At 70.8% G+C, this 18949-nt stretch carries 7 protein-coding genes; all 7 read left to right on the top strand.

Annotated features, from left to right (window positions below; all coding sequences use genetic code 11):
- Positions 1–13: 13 nt before the first annotated feature.
- The gene (locus tag QT381_RS00790; RefSeq protein ID WP_289246687.1) at positions 14–808 is read left to right on the top strand and encodes an SDR family NAD(P)-dependent oxidoreductase; all 795 of its coding nucleotides are present in this window, start codon (positions 14–16) and stop codon (positions 806–808) included.
- Positions 805–2607 carry a D-apionate lactonase family protein gene (locus QT381_RS00785; RefSeq protein WP_502877393.1) on the top strand — a complete coding sequence of 601 codons (1803 nt, stop codon included), beginning with the start codon at positions 805–807 and terminating at the stop codon, positions 2605–2607. Before QT381_RS00790 ends, QT381_RS00785 begins: the two co-directional genes overlap by 4 nt.
- A 433-nt stretch (positions 2608–3040) precedes the next feature.
- Positions 3041–6568, top strand: a complete 3528-nt coding sequence (gene rpoB, locus QT381_RS00780; RefSeq protein WP_289246685.1) for a DNA-directed RNA polymerase subunit beta — start codon at positions 3041–3043, stop codon at positions 6566–6568.
- Positions 6569–6618: 50 nt separating this feature from the next.
- The gene (locus tag QT381_RS00775; RefSeq protein WP_289246684.1) at positions 6619–10515 is read left to right on the top strand and encodes a DNA-directed RNA polymerase subunit beta'; all 3897 of its coding nucleotides are present in this window, start codon (positions 6619–6621) and stop codon (positions 10513–10515) included.
- Positions 10516–10646: 131 nt separating this feature from the next.
- Positions 10647–11786, top strand: a complete 1140-nt coding sequence (locus QT381_RS00770) for a serine/threonine-protein kinase (protein WP_289246683.1) — start codon at positions 10647–10649, stop codon at positions 11784–11786.
- Positions 11786–17926 (top strand): Ig-like domain-containing protein, encoded by a 6141-nt coding sequence (locus tag QT381_RS00765; protein ID WP_289246682.1) that lies wholly within the window; start codon positions 11786–11788, stop codon positions 17924–17926. The genes QT381_RS00770 and QT381_RS00765 overlap by 1 nt, the downstream gene beginning before the upstream one ends.
- A gap of 25 nt (positions 17927–17951) precedes the next feature.
- Positions 17952–18920 carry an AAA family ATPase gene (locus QT381_RS00760; protein WP_289246680.1) on the top strand — a complete coding sequence of 323 codons (969 nt, stop codon included), beginning with the start codon at positions 17952–17954 and terminating at the stop codon, positions 18918–18920.
- The last annotated feature ends 29 nt before the right edge of the window (positions 18921–18949 follow it).

The raw sequence follows: 18949 nt of genomic DNA, 5'->3' as shown, positions 1-18949 counted from the left end.
ATCTAGACATATGATGGCATACCACCCCCACCCTCTTCTGATTGGTTCGCCCATGTCCGAGCGTCTCAGCGGTCACACCGCTCTCGTCACCGGCGCCGCAAGCGGCATCGGCCGCGTCGTCGCCGATCGGTTCGCCGCCGAGGGAGCGCGTGTCGTCTACGCGGACATCGATGTCCGCAGAGTGCGCGCTGCCGCGGGGTCCACTGCCGACCGCCGGTGGCTGGAGATGGACATCGCCGACGAGAGTGCGATCGAGCGGGTCTTCGGGGAGCTCGTCCGTGCGGGCTGGTCGCCCGACATCGTCGTTGCGAACGCCGGCGTGCAGCTCTTCGGCCAGGATGCGCCCGCAGCCGAACTGGACCTCGCGGTCTGGCGACGGACGCTCGACATCAATCTGACGGGCACCTTCCTCACGGTCAAACACGCGGTGCGAGCGATGCTCGCGGGACATGGCGGCTCGGTGATTCTCACCGGCAGTCCGACCGGGATCCGGGGCGGCGGCGCCGACTTCACCGCGTACTCGGTCTCGAAAGCGGGCATTCACGGGCTGACCCGCACGGTCGCGGCCGCGTACGCGCGGTCCGGCATCCGGGTGAACGCGGTCGTTCCCGCGTACACCGAGACACCGCTCGTCGATACGCTCGCGCACGATCCGGCAGCCCGTGCCAGCCTCATCGACGCCATTCCGATGGGGCGCGCGGGTGTCGCCTCCGACGTCGAGGGAATCATGGTCTATCTCGCCAGCGACGAATCCGGATTCAGCACGGGCGGACTCTTCGAGATCAACGGCGGATCGACGACCCTGTGACGTCGGGGGAAGAGCGACTCGCTCCCGCACGTGGGGCTACGGGGTGGGGTGACGACGAACCATCCGGGTGGCGCTGGAGCAGCGGTCGCTGGTCGATCGAGGTCCGAGGCGACGAACTCGCGAACATCGCCCTCGATGGCACGGTGGTGCTGCGCTCCGTTCGCGCGGCGGCTCGCGACCGGCGGTGGTCTACGGTTCCGGTCACCGTGATGGAGGTGGAGCGCCGACCAGCGCGAATGACACTTCGGCTCACGATGGTCGGTCTCGGCGCCGACATCAGCGGAACCCTCGCCGCACGGGATGCAGGAGCCGAGTTGCACGTGGACCTCGAGCTCGAGAACCACGTCGATTTCGATCGCAATCGGATCGGACTCGTCGCCCTCCATCCGCTCACCGTGGCGGGTTCGCCACTGCGGGTTCGGCATCCGAGCGGAGCAACGACCGAGACCGCGTTCCCGGTGCACGTCGCCCCCGATCAGCCCGCCCGCGACATCAGCGGACTGACGTGGCGAGTCGGCAATCGCGAGCACCGCCTGCGATTCGATGGCGACGTCTTCGAGATGGAAGATCAACGCAACTGGACTGACGCGTCGTTCAAGACGTACTCGACTCCGCTCGAGCGTCCCGCGCCAGTGATGCAGCGAGCCGGGACGACCGTGCACCAGTCGTTGGTGCTGGCGAGCGAGCCGGCGCCCTCCGCGGAACGGGCAACGCGGCTCGCTGCCTCGCCTCCCGAACCGCCGATCGTGCGGTTCCAGCCGACGGACCGCCCAGTTCCGGCGATAGGCATTGCCACCACCACCCACTGGTCAGGACACGGCTGGTCGCGACGCGCCAGTCCCGCGTCGACCCCGCAGCTCGACTTCGTTCTCGTTGAAGTCGACGCGCGGGCGGACAGTGTTCGCGGCGCGCTTGAACGCGCCACCGGGGAGGCAAATGGGGCACCGCTCGACGTGCGCATCGTCGCGGACGACGCGTCTCACGTCGAACGCGCCGTGGCCGAACTTCCCGCTCAGGGGGTCGTGCGGGTGGGTGTCTTCTCGGCGCGAACGCACGCGACCGAGCCCGCTCTCTGGGCAGCGCTGCAGGGGTTCGTGCGCCGACGCGCGCTCGACGTGGAGCTGATCGCCGGCACGCGCGGGCACTTCGCGGAACTCAATCGCCTGCCGGTCGGGGCCGTGCCGGAGGATGTCGCGATGACGTTCGGTGCCTCTCCGCAGGTGCACGAGCGAAGCCGAGCCCAGCTGGTCGAGTCCCTTGCGGTGCAGGGGACTGTGACCGGCGAGGCGGCCCGGATCGCGAAGGGCGCGGCGGTGCACGTCGGTCCCGTGACCCTGCTTCCGCGGTTTATCGCCACCGAGCCACTGCCCCCTGTCGTGGCAGGGCCGTTCGCAGGAAGTCCGCCGGGGTCCACTGACATCGACGCGCGACAGTGGGCACCGGCCCTCGCGGCGTGGACGATCGGCAGTGCGGCCTCCCTCGCGGGCGCGGGCGCGGCAAGCATTGCCTACTTCGAGACGACGGGCCCTCGGGGCGTGCGGGACGAGGACGGCGATGCGCCCGTGGCGGCGGCGCTCGCCGCGCTACGCGAGATCTCAGGCTGGCAGCTGCTCGAACCGAGCGGCCAGGTCGACCGCGACGTGTGGCTGATCGCGGCACAGGAGCCGTCATCCGTGCGTCGCCGCGTCGCGCTCGTCGCCAACCTCGCGGCGACCGTGCGCACCGTCGTGCTTGAGCGGCGTCGCGTCCGCGTGCCGTCGGCGAGCTGGATCCGGATCGAATCCGACCGGGACTGGTGAGGTCGCCCGCCCCGCAACGGATTTCACGGACTTGCGCATGACCGATCCGCTACTGCCCGCACGCCGTGGGGATTGCACCGCGAGACTCCGTGAAATCCGTTGTGGGCGGCAGCAAGCACGAGCGGGCGGCAGGGCGGGAGCGCCGCAGGGCGGGAGCGCCGCAGCACGGCAGGGCGGGAGCGCCGCAGCGCGGCAGCGCCGGAACATAGCCCATACCGCGGATGCGGTCAAGATCGGGCTCGACACGCGGCGCAAAGTAGGGCTATACTGATTCCTTGCGCTCCCAGGTGGTCGCGGCTGTCATATTGCGGACGAGCTGCGCCCCCCGAGTATAGCGGCGGGGACGGCCCGAGACGGGCCGCTGGTGAGCGATCCCTCGATGCCGAATTCCGATCCGTGCGCCTGGCACGGATCCACACGGAGGTAGTTTTCCTTGGCTGCTGCGCGCAATGCGTCCACCAACTCCACGTCCCCCAAGAACGGCAGGGCCCACTCGCGGCTCTCGTTCGCGAAGATCAGCGACACGCTGACCGTCCCCGACCTCCTCGCGCTGCAGACCGAGAGCTTCGACTGGCTCGTCGGCAACGACACCTGGAAGAACCGCGTCGCCGAGGGTGAGGCCGCCGGCCGCACCGACCTCGCGACGCGCTCCGGGCTCGAGGAGATCTTCGAGGAGATCAGCCCGATCGAGGACCTCGGCGAGACGATGCAGCTGTCGTTCTCGGAGCCCGAGCTCGAAGAGCCGAAGTACTCCATCGGCGAGTGCAAGGAGCGCGGCAAGACGTTCGCCGCCCCGCTCTACGTGAACGCCGAGTTCATGAACCACCTCACCGGTGAGATCAAGACCCAGACGGTCTTCATGGGCGACTTCCCGCTCATGACCGAGAAGGGCACCTTCATCATCAACGGCACCGAGCGCGTCGTCGTGTCGCAGCTCGTCCGTTCGCCCGGCGTCTACTTCGACAAGGCCGCCGAGAAGCTCTCCGACAAGGACATCTTCTCCGCGCGCATCATCCCGAGCCGCGGTGCCTGGCTCGAGTTCGAGATCGACAAGCGCGACCAGGTCGGCGTGCGCATCGACCGCAAGCGCAAGCAGAGCGTCACCGTGTTCCTCAAGGCCCTGGGCCTGACGAGCGAGGACATCCTGGAGAAGTTCCAGGGCTTCCCGTCGATCGCCGCGACCCTCGAGAAGGATGCCATCCTCACCAAGGAGGAGGCCCTCAAGGACATCTACCGCAAGCTCCGTCCGGGCGAGCAGGTCGCCGCCGAGGCCGCGCGTGCGCTGCTCGACAACTTCTACTTCAACCCGAAGCGCTACGACCTCGCGAAGGTCGGCCGCTACAAGATCAACCGCAAGCTCGGCATCGACGCGCCGCTGAGCGACTCGGTGCTCACGGTCGACGACATCATCGCGACCATCAAGTACCTCGTCGCGCTGCACGACACGTCGAGCCCGGCGGTGCGCGAGATCGGCGACCGCGTCTACGCGATCGACGGTGTGCGCGACGGCAAGCCCGTCGACATCCGCCTCGACGTCGACGACATCGACCACTTCGGCAACCGCCGCATCCGCGCGGTCGGCGAGCTCATCCAGAACCAGGTGCGCACCGGACTGTCGCGCATGGAGCGCGTGGTGCGCGAGCGCATGACGACGCAGGACATCGAGGCGATCACGCCGCAGACGCTCATCAACGTGCGTCCGGTCGTCGCCGCGATCAAGGAGTTCTTCGGAACGAGCCAGCTGTCGCAGTTCATGGACCAGAACAACCCGCTCGCGGGCCTGACGCACAAGCGTCGCCTGAGCGCGCTCGGCCCCGGCGGGCTGAGCCGCGAGCGCGCGGGCGTCGAGGTGCGCGACGTGCACCCCTCGCACTACGGCCGGATGTGCCCGATCGAGACTCCGGAGGGCCCGAACATCGGCCTCATCGGCTCGCTCGCGTCGTTCGCGCGTATCAACGCGTTCGGCTTCATCGAGACGCCGTACCGCAAGGTCGTCGACGGCAAGGTCACCGACCGGATCGAGTACCTGACGGCGAGCGAGGAGGACGACTTCATCGTCGCCCAGGCCAACGCGCCGCTCACCGACGACAAGCGCTTCGCCGAGGACCGCGTGCTCGCCCGCCGCAAGGGCGACGAGGTCGACCTCGTGCCGACCGAGCTCATCGGCTACATGGACGTCTCGCCGCGCCAGATGGTGTCGGTCGCGACCTCGCTCATCCCCTTCCTCGAGCACGACGACGCGAACCGCGCGCTCATGGGCGCCAACATGCAGCGCCAGGCCGTGCCGCTGCTCCGTTCCGAGTCGCCGCTCGTCGGCACCGGCATGGAGGGCTACGCCGCCATCGACGCGGGTGACGTCGTCACCGCCGACAGGGCCGGCGTCGTCTCCGAGGTGAGCGCGGATGTCGTGACCATCCAGCTGGACGAGGGCGGCACGCAGGACTACTACCTGCGCAAGTTCGACCGCTCCAACCAGGGCACGAGCTACAACCACCGCGTCATCGTGAACACCGGCGACCGGATCGAGGCCGGCGAGGTCATCGCCGACGGCCCCGCGACGGAGAACGGCGAGCTCGCGCTCGGCAAGAACCTGCTCGTGGCGTTCATGCCGTGGGAGGGCCTCAACTACGAGGACGCGATCATCCTCAGCCAGAACCTCGTGAAGGACGACGTGCTCTCGTCGATCCACATCGAGGAGTACGAGGTCGACGCGCGCGACACCAAACTCGGCAAGGAGGAGATCACCCGTGACCTCCCCAACGTGAGCCCGGAGCTGCTCGCCGACCTCGACGAGCGCGGCATCATCCGCATCGGCGCCGAGGTGCGCCCCGGCGACATCCTGGTCGGCAAGGTCACGCCGAAGGGCGAGACCGAGCTCTCCGCCGAGGAGCGCCTGCTGCGCGCGATCTTCAACGAGAAGAGCCGCGAGGTGCGCGACACGTCGCTCAAGGTGCCGCACGGCGAAGAGGGCACGATCATCGCGGTCAAGGAGTTCTCCGCGGAGAACGACGACGAGCTCGGCTCGGGCGTCAACCAGCGCGTGGTCGTGTACATCGCCCAGAAGCGCAAGATCACCGCGGGCGACAAGCTCGCCGGCCGTCACGGCAACAAGGGCGTCATCTCGAAGATCCTGCCCGTCGAGGACATGCCGTTCCTCGCGGACGGCACCCCGGTCGACGTCATCCTGAACCCGCTCGGCATCCCCGGTCGCATGAACTTCGGCCAGGTGCTCGAGACGCACCTCGGCTGGATCGCGAAGACCGGCTGGAAGGTCGACGGGCAGCCGGAATGGGCCGCGCAGCTGCCGGAGAGCGCCTTCGAGGCCGCCCCCGGCACGAAGGTCGCGACCCCGGTGTTCGACGGTGCGTTCGAGGAGGAGATCGCCGGTCTGCTCGACTCGACGCTCGAGACCCGCGACGGCGAGCGCCTGATCGGCAACTCCGGCAAGGCGCAGCTGTTCGACGGCCGCTCCGGCGAGCCGTTCCCGCACCCGGTGTCGGTCGGCTACATGTACATCCTCAAGCTGCACCACCTCGTGGACGACAAGATCCACGCCCGCAGCACGGGCCCCTACTCGATGATCACCCAGCAGCCGCTCGGTGGTAAGGCGCAGTTCGGCGGCCAGCGCTTCGGCGAGATGGAGGTGTGGGCGCTCGAGGCCTACGGCGCCGCCTACGCCCTGCAGGAGCTCCTCACGATCAAGTCCGACGACATCCTCGGCCGGGTCAAGGTCTACGAGGCGATCGTCAAGGGCGAGAACATCCAGGAGCCCGGCATCCCGGAGAGCTTCAAGGTGCTCATCAAGGAGATGCAGTCGCTGTGCCTGAACGTCGAGGTGCTCTCGGCCGACGGCTCGGCCGTCAACCTGCGTGACACGGATGACGAGGCCTTCCGCGCGGCGGAGGAGCTCGGCATCAACATCTCGGCCCGCTTCGAGTCCTCGTCGATCGACGAGATCTGAAGCCCGGCTCACTGACGAACTTCTGAATCACGAGAAGAGAAGAAGAGACATTGCTCGACGTTCACGCGTTTGACGAGATCAAGATCGGCCTCGCTACCTCCGAGGACATCCGCAAGTGGTCGCACGGCGAGGTCAAGAAGCCGGAGACCATCAACTACCGCACGCTCAAGCCCGAGAAGGACGGCCTGTTCGGAGAGCAGATCTTCGGCCCGTCCCGCGACTGGGAGTGCTCGTGCGGCAAGTACAAGCGCGTGCGCTTCAAGGGCATCGTGTGCGAGCGCTGCGGTGTGGAGGTCACCAAGTCCTCCGTGCGCCGTGAGCGCATGGGCCACATCGAGCTCGCCGCGCCCGTGACCCACATCTGGTACTTCAAGGGCGTGCCGAGCCGCCTCGGCTACCTGCTCGACATGGCGCCGAAGGACCTCGAGAAGGTCATCTACTTCGCCGCGTACATGGTCATCTCGGTCGACGAGCAGGCCCGTCACGAGGACCTCCCGGGCCTCGAGAACGAGGTGCGCCTCGAGATCAAGACCCTCGAGCAGCAGCGCGACGACGCCATCGCGCGCCGCAGCGTGAAGGCCGAGGAGGACCTCGCGGCCCTCGAGGCCGAGGGGGCCAAGGCCGACCAGAAGCGTCGCGTCAAGGACGGCGCCGAGAAGGAGATGGGCCAGATCCGTCGCTCCTTCGACGAGCAGATCGGCCAGCTCGAGCGCGTCTGGGACGACTTCCGCAACCTCAAGGTCGGCGAGCTCAAGCCCGAGGATGCCGTGTTCCACGAGCTGCAGGACCGCTTCGGCCTGTACTTCGAGGCCTACATGGGCGCGGAGGCGATCAAGCGCCGTCTCGAGGACTTCGACCTCGCGGCGGAGGCCGAGATCCTGCACGACCAGATCGCGAACGGCAAGGGTCAGAAGAAGATCCGCGCCATCAAGCGCCTGCGCGTCGTGAACTCGTTCCTCGCCACCGGCAACTCGCCGGCCGCGATGGTGCTCGAGGTCGTCCCCGTGATCCCGCCGGAGCTGCGCCCGATGGTGCAGCTCGACGGCGGCCGCTTCGCGACCTCCGACCTCAACGACCTCTACCGTCGCGTGATCAACCGCAACAACCGCCTGCGTCGTCTGCTCGACCTCGGCGCGCCCGAGATCATCGTCAACAACGAGAAGCGGATGCTGCAGGAGGCCGTCGACGCGCTGTTCGACAACGGCCGTCGCGGTCGTCCGGTCACGGGCACCGGCAACCGGGCGCTGAAGTCCCTGAGCGACATGCTCAAGGGGAAGCAGGGCCGGTTCCGCCAGAACCTGCTCGGAAAGCGCGTCGACTACTCGGGCCGCTCGGTCATCATCGTCGGCCCGCAGCTCAAGCTGCACCAGTGCGGTCTGCCCAAGCAGATGGCCCTCGAGCTGTTCAAGCCGTTCGTGATCAAGCGCCTCATCGACCTGAGCCACGCGCAGAACATCAAGTCCGCGAAGCGGATGGTGGAGCGCTCGCGCCCGCAGGTCTGGGACGTGCTGGAGGAGATCATCCGCGAGCGTCCGGTGCTGCTCAACCGCGCGCCCACGCTGCACCGCCTCGGCATCCAGGCCTTCGAGCCGCAGCTCGTCGAGGGCAAGGCCATCCAGCTGCACCCGCTCGTGTGCGCGGCGTTCAACGCCGACTTCGACGGTGACCAGATGGCCGTGCACCTGCCGCTGAGCGTGGAGGCGCAGGCCGAGGCCCGCATCCTCATGCTCGCGTCGAACAACATCCTCAAGCCGTCGGACGGCCGCCCGGTGACCCTGCCGCAGCAGGACATGATCATCGGTCTGCACCACATCACGACGCTCACGGAGGGCGCCGTCGGCGAGGGTCGCGCGTTCGCGTCCGTCGCCGAGGCGATCCTGGCGTTCGACCAGGGCACGCTCGACCTGAACGCGAAGGTCAAGATCCGCGTCGACGACCTGTACCTCGCCGAGGATGTCGCCGCGCAGCTGGACGACGCAGCGGGATTCGAGCAGGGCGGCACGCTCCTGATCGAGACCACGCTCGGCCGCGCGATCTTCAACGAGACGCTCCCGGCGGACTACCCGTACGTCGAGGCCGTCGCCGACAAGGGCCGGCTCTCGGCGATCGTCAACGACCTCGCGGAGCGGTACCCGAAGGTGGAGGTCGCCGCGACCCTCGACCGGATCAAGGACGCCGGCTTCCGCTGGGCGACCCGTTCGGGCGTGACGGTCGCGCTGTCCGACATCGTGACCCCGCCGAACAAGCAGGACATCATCGCGGGCTACGAGCAGCAGGCCGCCACGGTGCAGGAGCAGTTCGACCTCGGTCTCACGACCGCCCCGGAGCGTCGCCAGGAGCTCATCGAGATCTGGAACAAGGCGACGGCCGAGGTGGCCGAGGCGATGCAGGCCAACTTCGGCCAGTCGAACAACATCAACCGCATGGTGTCGTCCGGCGCCCGAGGCAACTGGATGCAGGTGCGCCAGATCGCCGGTATGCGCGGCCTCGTGTCGAACCCGAAGGGCGACATCATCCCGCGTCCGATCGTGCACTCCTACAAGGAGGGCCTGACGGTGGCCGAGTACTTCATCTCGACCCACGGCGCGCGCAAGGGCCTCGCCGACACCGCGCTCCGCACGGCCGACTCGGGCTACCTGACGCGTCGTCTCGTCGACGTCTCGCAGGACGTCATCATCCGTGAGCACGACTGCGGCACGTCGAAGGGTCTCGACCTGCCGATCGCGACGCAGGATGCCGCGGGCAAGTGGGTGCGCGACGCGAACGTCGAGAACTCGGTCTACGCCCGCTCGCTCGCCGCGGACGCGGTGGACGAGAACGGCACGGTGATCGCGGAGGCCGGGGCGGATGTCGGCGACGTGCTCATCGACAAGCTCGTCGCGGCGGGCGTCGGCACCATCAAGGTGCGCTCGGTGCTCACGTGCGAGTCCGCCGTCGGCGTGTGCGCGGTCTGCTACGGCCGCTCGCTCGCGACGGGCCTGCTCGTCGACATCGGCGAGGCGGTCGGCATCATCGCCGCCCAGTCGATCGGCGAGCCCGGCACGCAGCTCACGATGCGCACCTTCCACACCGGTGGTGTGGCGAGCGCGGACGACATCACGCAGGGTCTGCCCCGCGTCACGGAGCTCTTCGAGGCCCGCACCCCGAAGGGCGCGTCGCCGATCGCGGAGGCCGCCGGCACGATCACGCTCGAGGACACCGACCGCGCCCGTCGCCTGCTGCTCACGCCGGACAACGGCGACGAGGTCGTGGCGTACCCGGTGCTCAAGCGCGCGACCCTGCTCGTCGAGGACGGCCAGCACGTCGAGCTCGGCCAGCAGCTGCACGTCGGCAACCTCGACCCCAAGGAGGTGCTGCGCGTGCGCGGCGTCCGCGCTGTGCAGCAGCACCTCGTCGACGGCGTGCAGGGCGTCTACCGCTCGCAGGGCGTGCCGATCCACGACAAGCACATCGAGGTCATCGTGCGCCAGATGCTGCGCAAGGTCACCGTCGTCGACCACGGCGACACCGACCTGCTGCCGGGTGAGCTCGTCGACCGCTCGCGGTACAACGAGATCAACCGGGCGTCGCTCTCGGAGGGCAAGAAGACGGCATCCGCTCGCCAGGAGGTCATGGGCATCACCAAGGCCAGCCTCGCGACCGAGTCGTGGCTGTCCGCCGCGTCGTTCCAGGAGACGACCCGCGTGCTCACGCAGGCGGCCATGGAGGGCAAGAGCGACCCGCTCGTCGGCCTCAAGGAGAACGTCATCATCGGAAAGCTCATCCCCGCGGGCACCGGCCTGTCGCACTACCGCGACATCGCCGTGGACGCCACGGAGGAGGCCAAGGCCGAGCGCTACCCGAACCGCATCTTCACGGATGACGGCGCGTTCTCCGAGTCCGACCTGAGCTTCGTCGACTTCGACACCTTCAGCTCGGACGACTACTCGGGCGGCAGCTACAGCTGATCCCGGCGCCCGTCACACGGCGCGAACGAGGGGCCCCGCGGATTCTCCGCGGGGCCCCTCGTCGCATCCACAGCCCCCCGGTCGGGGGCAGGGCGCTCGCCTAGGATGAGCGGGAGCAGGGGGAGGTGCGCGTGGCCGGCAGACCGCCCGAGCGCCCGCCGGTGCTCGCCGGGCTGACCCACGTCCGCGCGCTCGGCCGCGGCGGGTTCGCCGACGTGTTCCTGTTCGAGCAGGACATGCCGCGCCGCGCCGTCGCCGTGAAGGTGCTGCGTCACAACGTCGTCGACGAGGACGTGCGCCGCATGTTCGCGTCGGAGGCGGATGTGATGGCCCGGCTGGGCGCGCATCCGTCGATCGTCACGGTGTACGACGCGAGCACGTCGGCGGACGGCCGGCCCTACCTCGTCATGGAGCTCTGCCCCGGCTCGATGGGCTCGCGCTACCGGATCGAGGCGATCCCGGTGCCCGAGGTGCTGCACACCGGGGTGAAGATCGCGAGCGCGCTCGAGACGGCCGTGCGGGAGGGCATCCTGCACCGCGACATCAAGCCGTCGAACATCCTCACCACGACGTTCGGCACGCCCGTGCTCGCCGACTTCGGCATCGCGGTCGCGATCGGCAGCTCGCGCCGCGACGACCTGGAGGCGATGAGCGTGCCGTGGAGCGCGCCGGAGGTCGTCGACTACGCCACGTCGGGCACGGTCGCGAGCGAGGTCTGGGCGCTCGGCGCGACGCTCTACACGCTGCTCGCGGGCCGCACGCCGTTCGAGGTCGAGACGGCCGGGCGCAACACGCGCGACGACCTGATCCGTCGCATCCGCCGGGCGCGATACACGCCGACCGGGCGGCCGGACGTGCCGCAGCGGCTCGAGGAGCTGCTGCGCAGCACCATGGAGCGCGACCCGGCGCGCCGCCCGGCGTCGATGCTCGAGATCGTCGTCGAGCTGCAGCGGGTGCAGCGCGACCTCGACCTGATGCCGACCCCGCTCGAGGTCGCGGCGGAGGGCTGGACGACCGTGAGCGGGTCGGGCGCGCTGCCCGCCGATCCGGGCGCGCCGCGCGGGCCGGTGGCCTCGACGGTGCCGCACGAGAGCCGCCGCGCCCGGCCGCGCAGCACGGGGCCGGTGCGCGCGGCGACGGCCGACGACGAGCTGTTCTCCGCCCCGCCCGCGCGCCGCCGCGGCCTCGTGGCACTCGTCGTCGTGACGGGCGTCGTCGTGGTGCTCGGCGTTGCGGCGATCGTCGCCTCGATCGTGATCGGCGGGCTGTGATGGCGCGGCCGCCCGGCTCCGATCGTCGCCGGCCGACGCGCGGGGCGCTGCTGCGCGGCGGCATCGCCGTGCTCGTGTCGGCGGGGCTCGTGGGCGGGGCGATCGTCGCGCAGGGCTTCGACGAGAAGCAGGCTCCGGTGCGCAACCCGAGCGTGTGGGCGATCAACCAGGACACCCGCACCGGATCGCCCCGCTACGCGCGCGTCAACACCGACCTCGCCGAGCTCGACACGGTGAAGCCCGCGGGTGCGCCGTCGTCGATCGTGCAGACCGCGGATGCCGTGGTCGTGCTCACGGACGACGACCTCAAGTACGGCGTCGTCGACCCGGCCCGCCCGCCGGACCTCGTGACCGACGACGACGCGCTCGAGTCGGCGCCGCCGGGCACGCAGAGCGTCACGGCCACGGGCGACCGGATGGCGTTCCTCAGCAGCGCGGGCAGCGTCTCGACGTCGGTGGTCTCGGCCGCCGGCGTCTCGGCGCCCGCCGCCGTCGACCCGTTCCCGGCGACCGACCCGCACGCGGACCCCGACCCGTACTCGGCGGCCGCGATCGCGATCGGAACGGATGGCACCCTCTACGCGTACTCCAGCGGCCGTCGCGCGGTGCTCGCCTTCGACCTCGCCACGGGCGTCGTCGTCGACGAGACCCGGGTGGCGGCGGTGCCCGACGACCCGGCGCCGCAGCTCACCGCGGTCGGCGACGCGTGGGTGCTGTTCGACGGCACGGGACGGTTCTGGACGCGCGAGCATCCGCAGGGCGTCGACGTCGACCTCGGCGGTGCGGACCAGGTGGCGCTCGAGGCGCCCGCGGCATCCGGGTCGAGCGTGTTCGCGGCGACCGTGACGGGGCTCTACGAGCTCGACCTCGACGACCTCGCCGTGTCGACGCCGATCGCGCCCGGCCCGACGCTCGGCACGCCGGCCGCGCCGCGCCGGTTCCGCGGCGTGACCTACGCCGCGTGGCTGCCGGCCGGCGGGACGGCCGGCACGCTGTGGCGCAGCGACCGGCCCGGCCCGGCACCGCTGTCGTTCGGCACGGCGACGGCGGGCGCGCAGCCCGCGCCGGTGCTGCGCGACAACGGCTCCGAGCTCATCCTCAACGACGACGCGTCCGGCTGGGTGTGGACCGCCGACGGCACGCTCGTGGCGTCGAGCCAGGACTGGGCGGCGGGCGACCCCGACCGCACGACGATCGGCGGCGACGCCGAGGTGACGCAGATCCGCGACCCGCTGCCGCCGATCGCGACGGACGACGCGTTCGGCGTTCGCGCCGGCGAGCTCGCGAGCCTGCCCGTGCTGCTCAACGACCACGATCCGAACGACGACGTGCTGACGATCGTGCCGGGCTCGGTCACGGGACTCGACCCGGCGTTCGGCGAGGCGCGCATCACGAGCGAGCTCGGCCGGGTCGCCGTGCGCGTCGCCGACCACGCGTCGGGCACGGCGGGGTTCAGCTACCAGATCACCGACGGCGACGACGCGCACCGGGTCTCGGCCACGGTGCGGCTCACGGTCGTCGACGACGACGCCGAGCACGCCCCCGCCTGGTGCGGCGGCGACCCGGTGTGCGCCGAGGTCACACCGTGGCCCTCGATGCAGGTCGCGCCCGGCGGCACCGCGAGCGCGCAGGTGCTGAACGGCTGGGTCGACCCGGAGAGCGACCCGGTCTACGTCGCCTCGGCCGTGAAGAAGAACCCCGCCGACCCGGGCAGCGTCGCGGTCGGCGAGGACGGCACGGTCTACTTCCAGCATCCGGATGCCGCGGCCGCGGCCGGCGCGCCCGTCACGATCCAGGTCACGGTCGCCGACGCGCGCGGCGACACGGGCGAGCGCGATCTGACCGTCTCGATCACGTCGGCGCCCGTGCTCACCGCCACCCCGTTCTCGGCGACGACGAGCATCGGGCGCGAGCTCGTGATCGACCCGGCGGCCCACATCCAGGGCGCGGACGGCGCGTTCTCGCTCGCGAACGCGACGACGACGTTCGATGCGGCATCCGTCGCGGTCGGCGCCGACGCGACGAGCCTCGAGGTGTCGTCGACGGTCGCCGGCACCTTCGTGGTGCGCTTCGACGTCGACGACGCCCGCACGACGGGGCTGAGCGCGTTCGTGCGGGTCACCGTGCTGCCCGACGACGAGTTGCGCCTGACCACGGCGCCGATCACGGTGTTCGTGCGGCCCACCCTCGACACCACGGTCGACGTGTTCGCCGCGGTGTCGAACCCCGCCGACCGGCTGCTCGTGCTCGAGTCGGCCACGACGCACCAGCGCGGCGGCAACGCGCTGTTCGCGGACGTCGTCGGGCACCGCCTGCTGCGCGTGAAGGGCTCGACGGCGAACGGCGGGCCGGGCGTGCTCGGCACGGTCGACTACGTCGTCTCCGACGGCACCGCGGATGCCGACCGCCGCGTCACCGGGGTCGCGACCGTCATCCTGCTCGACGCGCAGGACGCCCAGCGCCCCATCGCGGTCGACGACGCGGTCGTCGTGCGGGCCGGCGCCCAGGTCGACGTGCCGGTGCTCGCGAACGACGTGGCGACCGACGGCAACGCGCTCGTGCTCGACCCGAGTGCCGACGCGACCGCCTCGGACGGCGACGGCGGGCTCGCCTTCGCCTCGGGCGACGTGGTGCGGGTGCTCGCGCCGCAGACGGCGGGCACGTACACGATCCGCTACACGGTGTACTCGGCGGGAGCGCCCGCGAAGGCCGACACGGGCGACATCCTGGTGACCGTCACGGCGACCGGCGACAACCAGAAGCCCCGGCCCCGCGCGCTCGACGCCCGGGTCGCGGCCGGGCAGACGGTGACGATCCCGTTCGACGGGCACGGCGTCGATCCCGACGGCGACGCCGTGCTGCTCAGCCGCATCGCGAGCCAGCCCGCGCACGGTGCGGCGAGCATCGCGCCCGACGGCGCGAGCATCCGCTACACGGCCCTCGACGCGAGCTACGCGGGCACCGACGAGTTCCAGTACGAGGTGCGCGACCCGCAGGGGGCGGTCGGCACCGCGACCGTGCGGGTCGGCATCCTCGCTGCGCGCGAGTCGAGCACGCCGGTGACCTTCACCGACTACGTGCAGGTCGAGCAGGGCGACAACCGCGTCGTCGTGCGCCCGCTCGACAACGACATCGACCCGCTCGGCGGCACCCTCGTGCTGTCGGACCTCGTGCCCGATCTCGCCGACCCGGCCTCCCCGCAGTACGCCGAGCAGGCGGCGCTCGTCGCGAAGGTCGACGGCGGCGAGGTGACCGTGCTCGCCGGGCCGACGGCCGGCACGCGGGTGTTCCGCTACACCGCGTCGACCGCCGACGGGCTCAACTCGGCGACCGGCTACGTGGTCGTGAAGATCGTGCCGAGCGCCGTGCCGGATGCCCCGCGCATCACCGACAGCTACGTCGGGGTGGACGACCGCGCGACGTTCGAGAACGACGGACTCGACGTCGTCGCGGGCCACGTGACGTGGCTCTCGGGCGACGTCTCCGCGCTTCGTCTGGAGCTGTGGCATCCGCCGGCCGGGTTCACCGTCACGGGCCACCGCATCGCGGGACCGCTGCCGGACGCCTCGACGCTCGTGCCGTTCTCGCTCACCGGCGAGGACTACCAGGGCCGCACCGTCACGTCGTACGGCTTCCTGCTCGTGCCGGGAGAGCGCGACATCATCCTCACCCTGCGCGCGGGCGCCGGCGTGGTGCGGGTCGACGAGAACCAGTCCACGACGTTCGACCTGGCCTCGCTCGTGGCGGTGCCGCGCGGCGCGACACTCGAGGTCGACGCGAAGGGCATCGGCGCGGTGCTGCGCACCGCCGCGACCTGCGAGCTCGAGTCGGGGCTCACGGTGCGCTACACCGCCGGCGAGGGCTCGCCGTACGCCGACGCGTGCGCCGTGCCCGTGCGTCTCGCCGGCCAGGAGTTCTACACCCCGCTGCTCGTGCCGGTCCAGGTCGAGGCCGAGGCGCCCGTGCCGCTGCTGCGCGACGCCTCGCGCGAGGTCGTGCCCGACCCCCAGCTCGCGCCGCAGACGCTCGACCTGATGAGCATGGTCGGCTGGGCCGGCGCGAAGACGGATGACGCGAACATCGCCTTCACGGTCACGAACCCCGACCCGGCGGTCTGGGACGTGCACTACGACCCCGCGACGCGCACCGTGTCGTTCGCGGCGCTCGGCTCCGCGGTGTCGGGCACCCGCGGCACGATCGGGATCGCGTTCGCCGGCACGTACGGCTCGAGCGCGGCGCGCGGGGTCGTCAACCTCGTGGTCGGGGCGACGCCGAACGTGCAGCCGCGCGGCGGGTCGACGACCGTCGAGTGCTCGATCGCGACCGATCGCGGCGACTGCCGGGTCACCGCGATCGGGCTGCCCGGCGAGTACAACTACTTCGCCGACGCGGGCGCGCTGACCATCGCGCAGCTCGTGCCCTCGGTGTGCCCGGGGGTGACGTTCTCGGTGTCCGGCAGGAAGACCGTCTCGGCGACCTGGTCGGGCGACATCGACGGCGTCGAGTGCACGCTCGGCTTCGTCGTCGAGGACCCGTCGGGCGACCACCACCGCAGCACGGGCGACGGCAACGGCACGATCACGTGGCGGTTCAACGGGGTGCCGCGCGCGCCGGCATCCGTTCGCCAGATCGCGTACGACGACCAGCGCATCCAGCTCACGGTCGACCCGGGCGACGCGCGCAGCGCGTTCCCCGCGCTCGGCGGCTTCGACATCGTGATGGACGGCGGCGACCGCGTCGTCGCCCAGTGCACCGCGGACGGCAGCTGCGGCCCGATCCGCACGAGCGCGAACCTCGACCACCACGTCTACACCGCCTACGCGACGAACAGCGAGGGGCGGTCGGCCACCGGACCGAGCGTCGAGGCCTGGTCGTACGCCCTGCCGAGGCTCGGCAAGGTCACCGTGGAGCCGGTGTACGACCCCGGCATCACGTCGCGCACGGCGGGTGCCGTTCGGGTCACGATCGGCGCCTCCGAGCGCTCGGTGACGGCCTACTCGATCTCGGGCGCGGGCGGCGCCGTGGCCCGCAGCGGCGACAGCACGGTCGCGGTGGTCTCCTACCCGGTCGGCCGCACCGACATCACGGTGACGCCCGTGACGAGCGGCGACCCGCCGAGCGGTTCCGGTCCGAAGGCCGCGGATGCCGCGGCCACCTCGACGACGACGGTCGCCGGCAGTCCCGCGATCACCGCCGACGGCTCGGTCGCCGCGACGGAGAGCTCGGTCACGCTGAGCGGTGTGACCGTGGACGCGAACCGCAGCGCGAAGCCGACGCAGCTGGTCTACTTCGCCTACCAGTCCGCCCCGCCGACCTGCGTGGTCGACCCCTCCGGCGGCGCCGTGCAGGCCACCGGGGGCGACGCCGTCGTGTCGGCGACGCCGACGATCTCCGGGCTCCAGCGCAACCGGGTGTACCACGTGGGCGCGTGCGCGACGAACGGCTTCGGGTTCGCGGCGACGCGCACCCAGGACGCGTACACGGCGTACAACCCCGGGGTCGGCGCCGCGCCGCTGCAGTACACCGTGAGCGACGGCACGACGACGACGGTCGGCGGCGTCGCGTACAACACGAGCGGGTGGTACCCGCTCACGATCGTCGACGAGAGCGCGGGCGCGCCCGTCGACCCGGACAACTTCACCGCCACCTGGCAGAACTACGACACCGCGACGCACACCGCGTCCCTCTCCAACCAGGACCCGGCGATCGCGGTGGTGTACTGCGCGAAGCGGTCGCTCGGCACGTACTGCCCGGCGCGCAAGGACGCGACGCCGCAGGTCACGAATCGCGAGTACCAGCTCTCGGTGCAGGGCCAGTCGGGAGTGACCTGCGACGCGACGCTGCACGGCTTCAGTGCCCGCAACGTCGGCTCGCTCGGCGGCACGCCCGCCGTCGTGAGCGCGCGCTACTACGCGAAGGACGGCACCGAGCTCACCGGGATCGATCCGACGAACATCCCCTCGACGGTCTACCAGGTGAAGGATGTCACGGTCGCGATCACCTGGACCGACGATCGGGTGTCGGCGCTCGCGCCCTACCTCTGGGATGCGGGCGACGCGCGCTGCAGCAACTACCAGGAGCCGTCCACGCCGACCCCCGAGCCGACCGACCCGACCCCCGAGCCGACGACCACGCCCTGACCGACCCGAAGCCAAGAGAGAGCACATGACGACGATCACCCCGGAGAACGCCGAGTGGTTCCGCGAGACGTTCGCGACGCTGGTGGCCAACGTCGAGCGCGCCGTGCTCGGCAAGGCCCACGTGATCGAGCTCTGCCTCACCGCGATGGTCAGCGAGGGCCACGTGCTGCTCGAGGACTTCCCGGGCACGGGCAAGACGAGCCTCGCGCGCGCCATCTCGCAGTCGATCCAGGGCACGTCGACCCGCATCCAGTTCACGCCCGACCTGCTGCCCGGTGACGTGACGGGCGTCGCGGTCTACAACCAGCGCGAGAACACGTTCGAGTTCAACGCCGGCCCGGTGTTCGCGAACATCGTGCTCGCCGACGAGATCAACCGCGCGAGCGCGAAGACGCAATCGGCGCTGCTCGAGGTGATGGAGGAGGGCCAGGTCACCGTGGACGGCGTGACGCGCCCGGTCGGCGTGCCGTTCCTCGTGATCGCCACGCAGAACCCGATCGAGCAGGCCGGCACCTACCGGCTCCCGGAGGCGCAGCTCGACCGCTTCCTGCTCAAGACCTCGATCGGCTACCCCGACCGGGCCGCGACGCTGCGCATCCTCGAGGGCACGGCGGACGCGCGGGTCGAGCTCTCGCCGGTCGTCACGCCGCAGACGGTCGTCGGCATGGCCGACCTGGCGCGCAGCGTCTACGTCAACCCGCTGCTGTTCGACTACATCGCGCGCATCGTCGAGGCGACCCGCAGCGCGACGCAGGTGCGGATGGGGGTGAGCGTGCGCGGCGCCCGCTCGCTCACGAAGGCGGCCAAGACCTGGGCCGCGGCGCACGGGCGCATCTTCGTCACCCCGGACGACGTGCAGCTGCTCGCCGAGACCGTGCTCGCGCACCGGCTCGTGCTCGACCCGGAGGCCGAGTTCGACGGCGTCACGGCCGAGGCGGTGATCGCGCAGATCCTGCTCGACACCGTGCCCCCGTCGAGGAACGACATGTCATGAGCGAGCGAGACGGATGCCGCTGCCCGGTC

This window comes from Galbitalea sp. SE-J8, from assembly GCF_030345695.1.
GTDB lineage: Bacteria > Actinomycetota > Actinomycetes > Actinomycetales > Microbacteriaceae > JAUASV01.
This window is presented reverse-complemented; position numbering and strand designations above follow the sequence as displayed.

Excerpts from the sequence above, each read along its gene's own strand:
- QT381_RS00790 (WP_289246687.1), top strand. The coding sequence starts at position 14 with ATGGCATACCACCCCCACCCTCTTCTGATTGGTTCGCCCATGTCCGAG.
- QT381_RS00765 (WP_289246682.1), top strand. The coding sequence starts at position 11,786 with ATGGCGCGGCCGCCCGGCTCCGATCGTCGCCGGCCGACGCGCGGGGCG.
- QT381_RS00760 (WP_289246680.1), top strand. The coding sequence starts at position 17,952 with ATGACGACGATCACCCCGGAGAACGCCGAGTGGTTCCGCGAGACGTTC.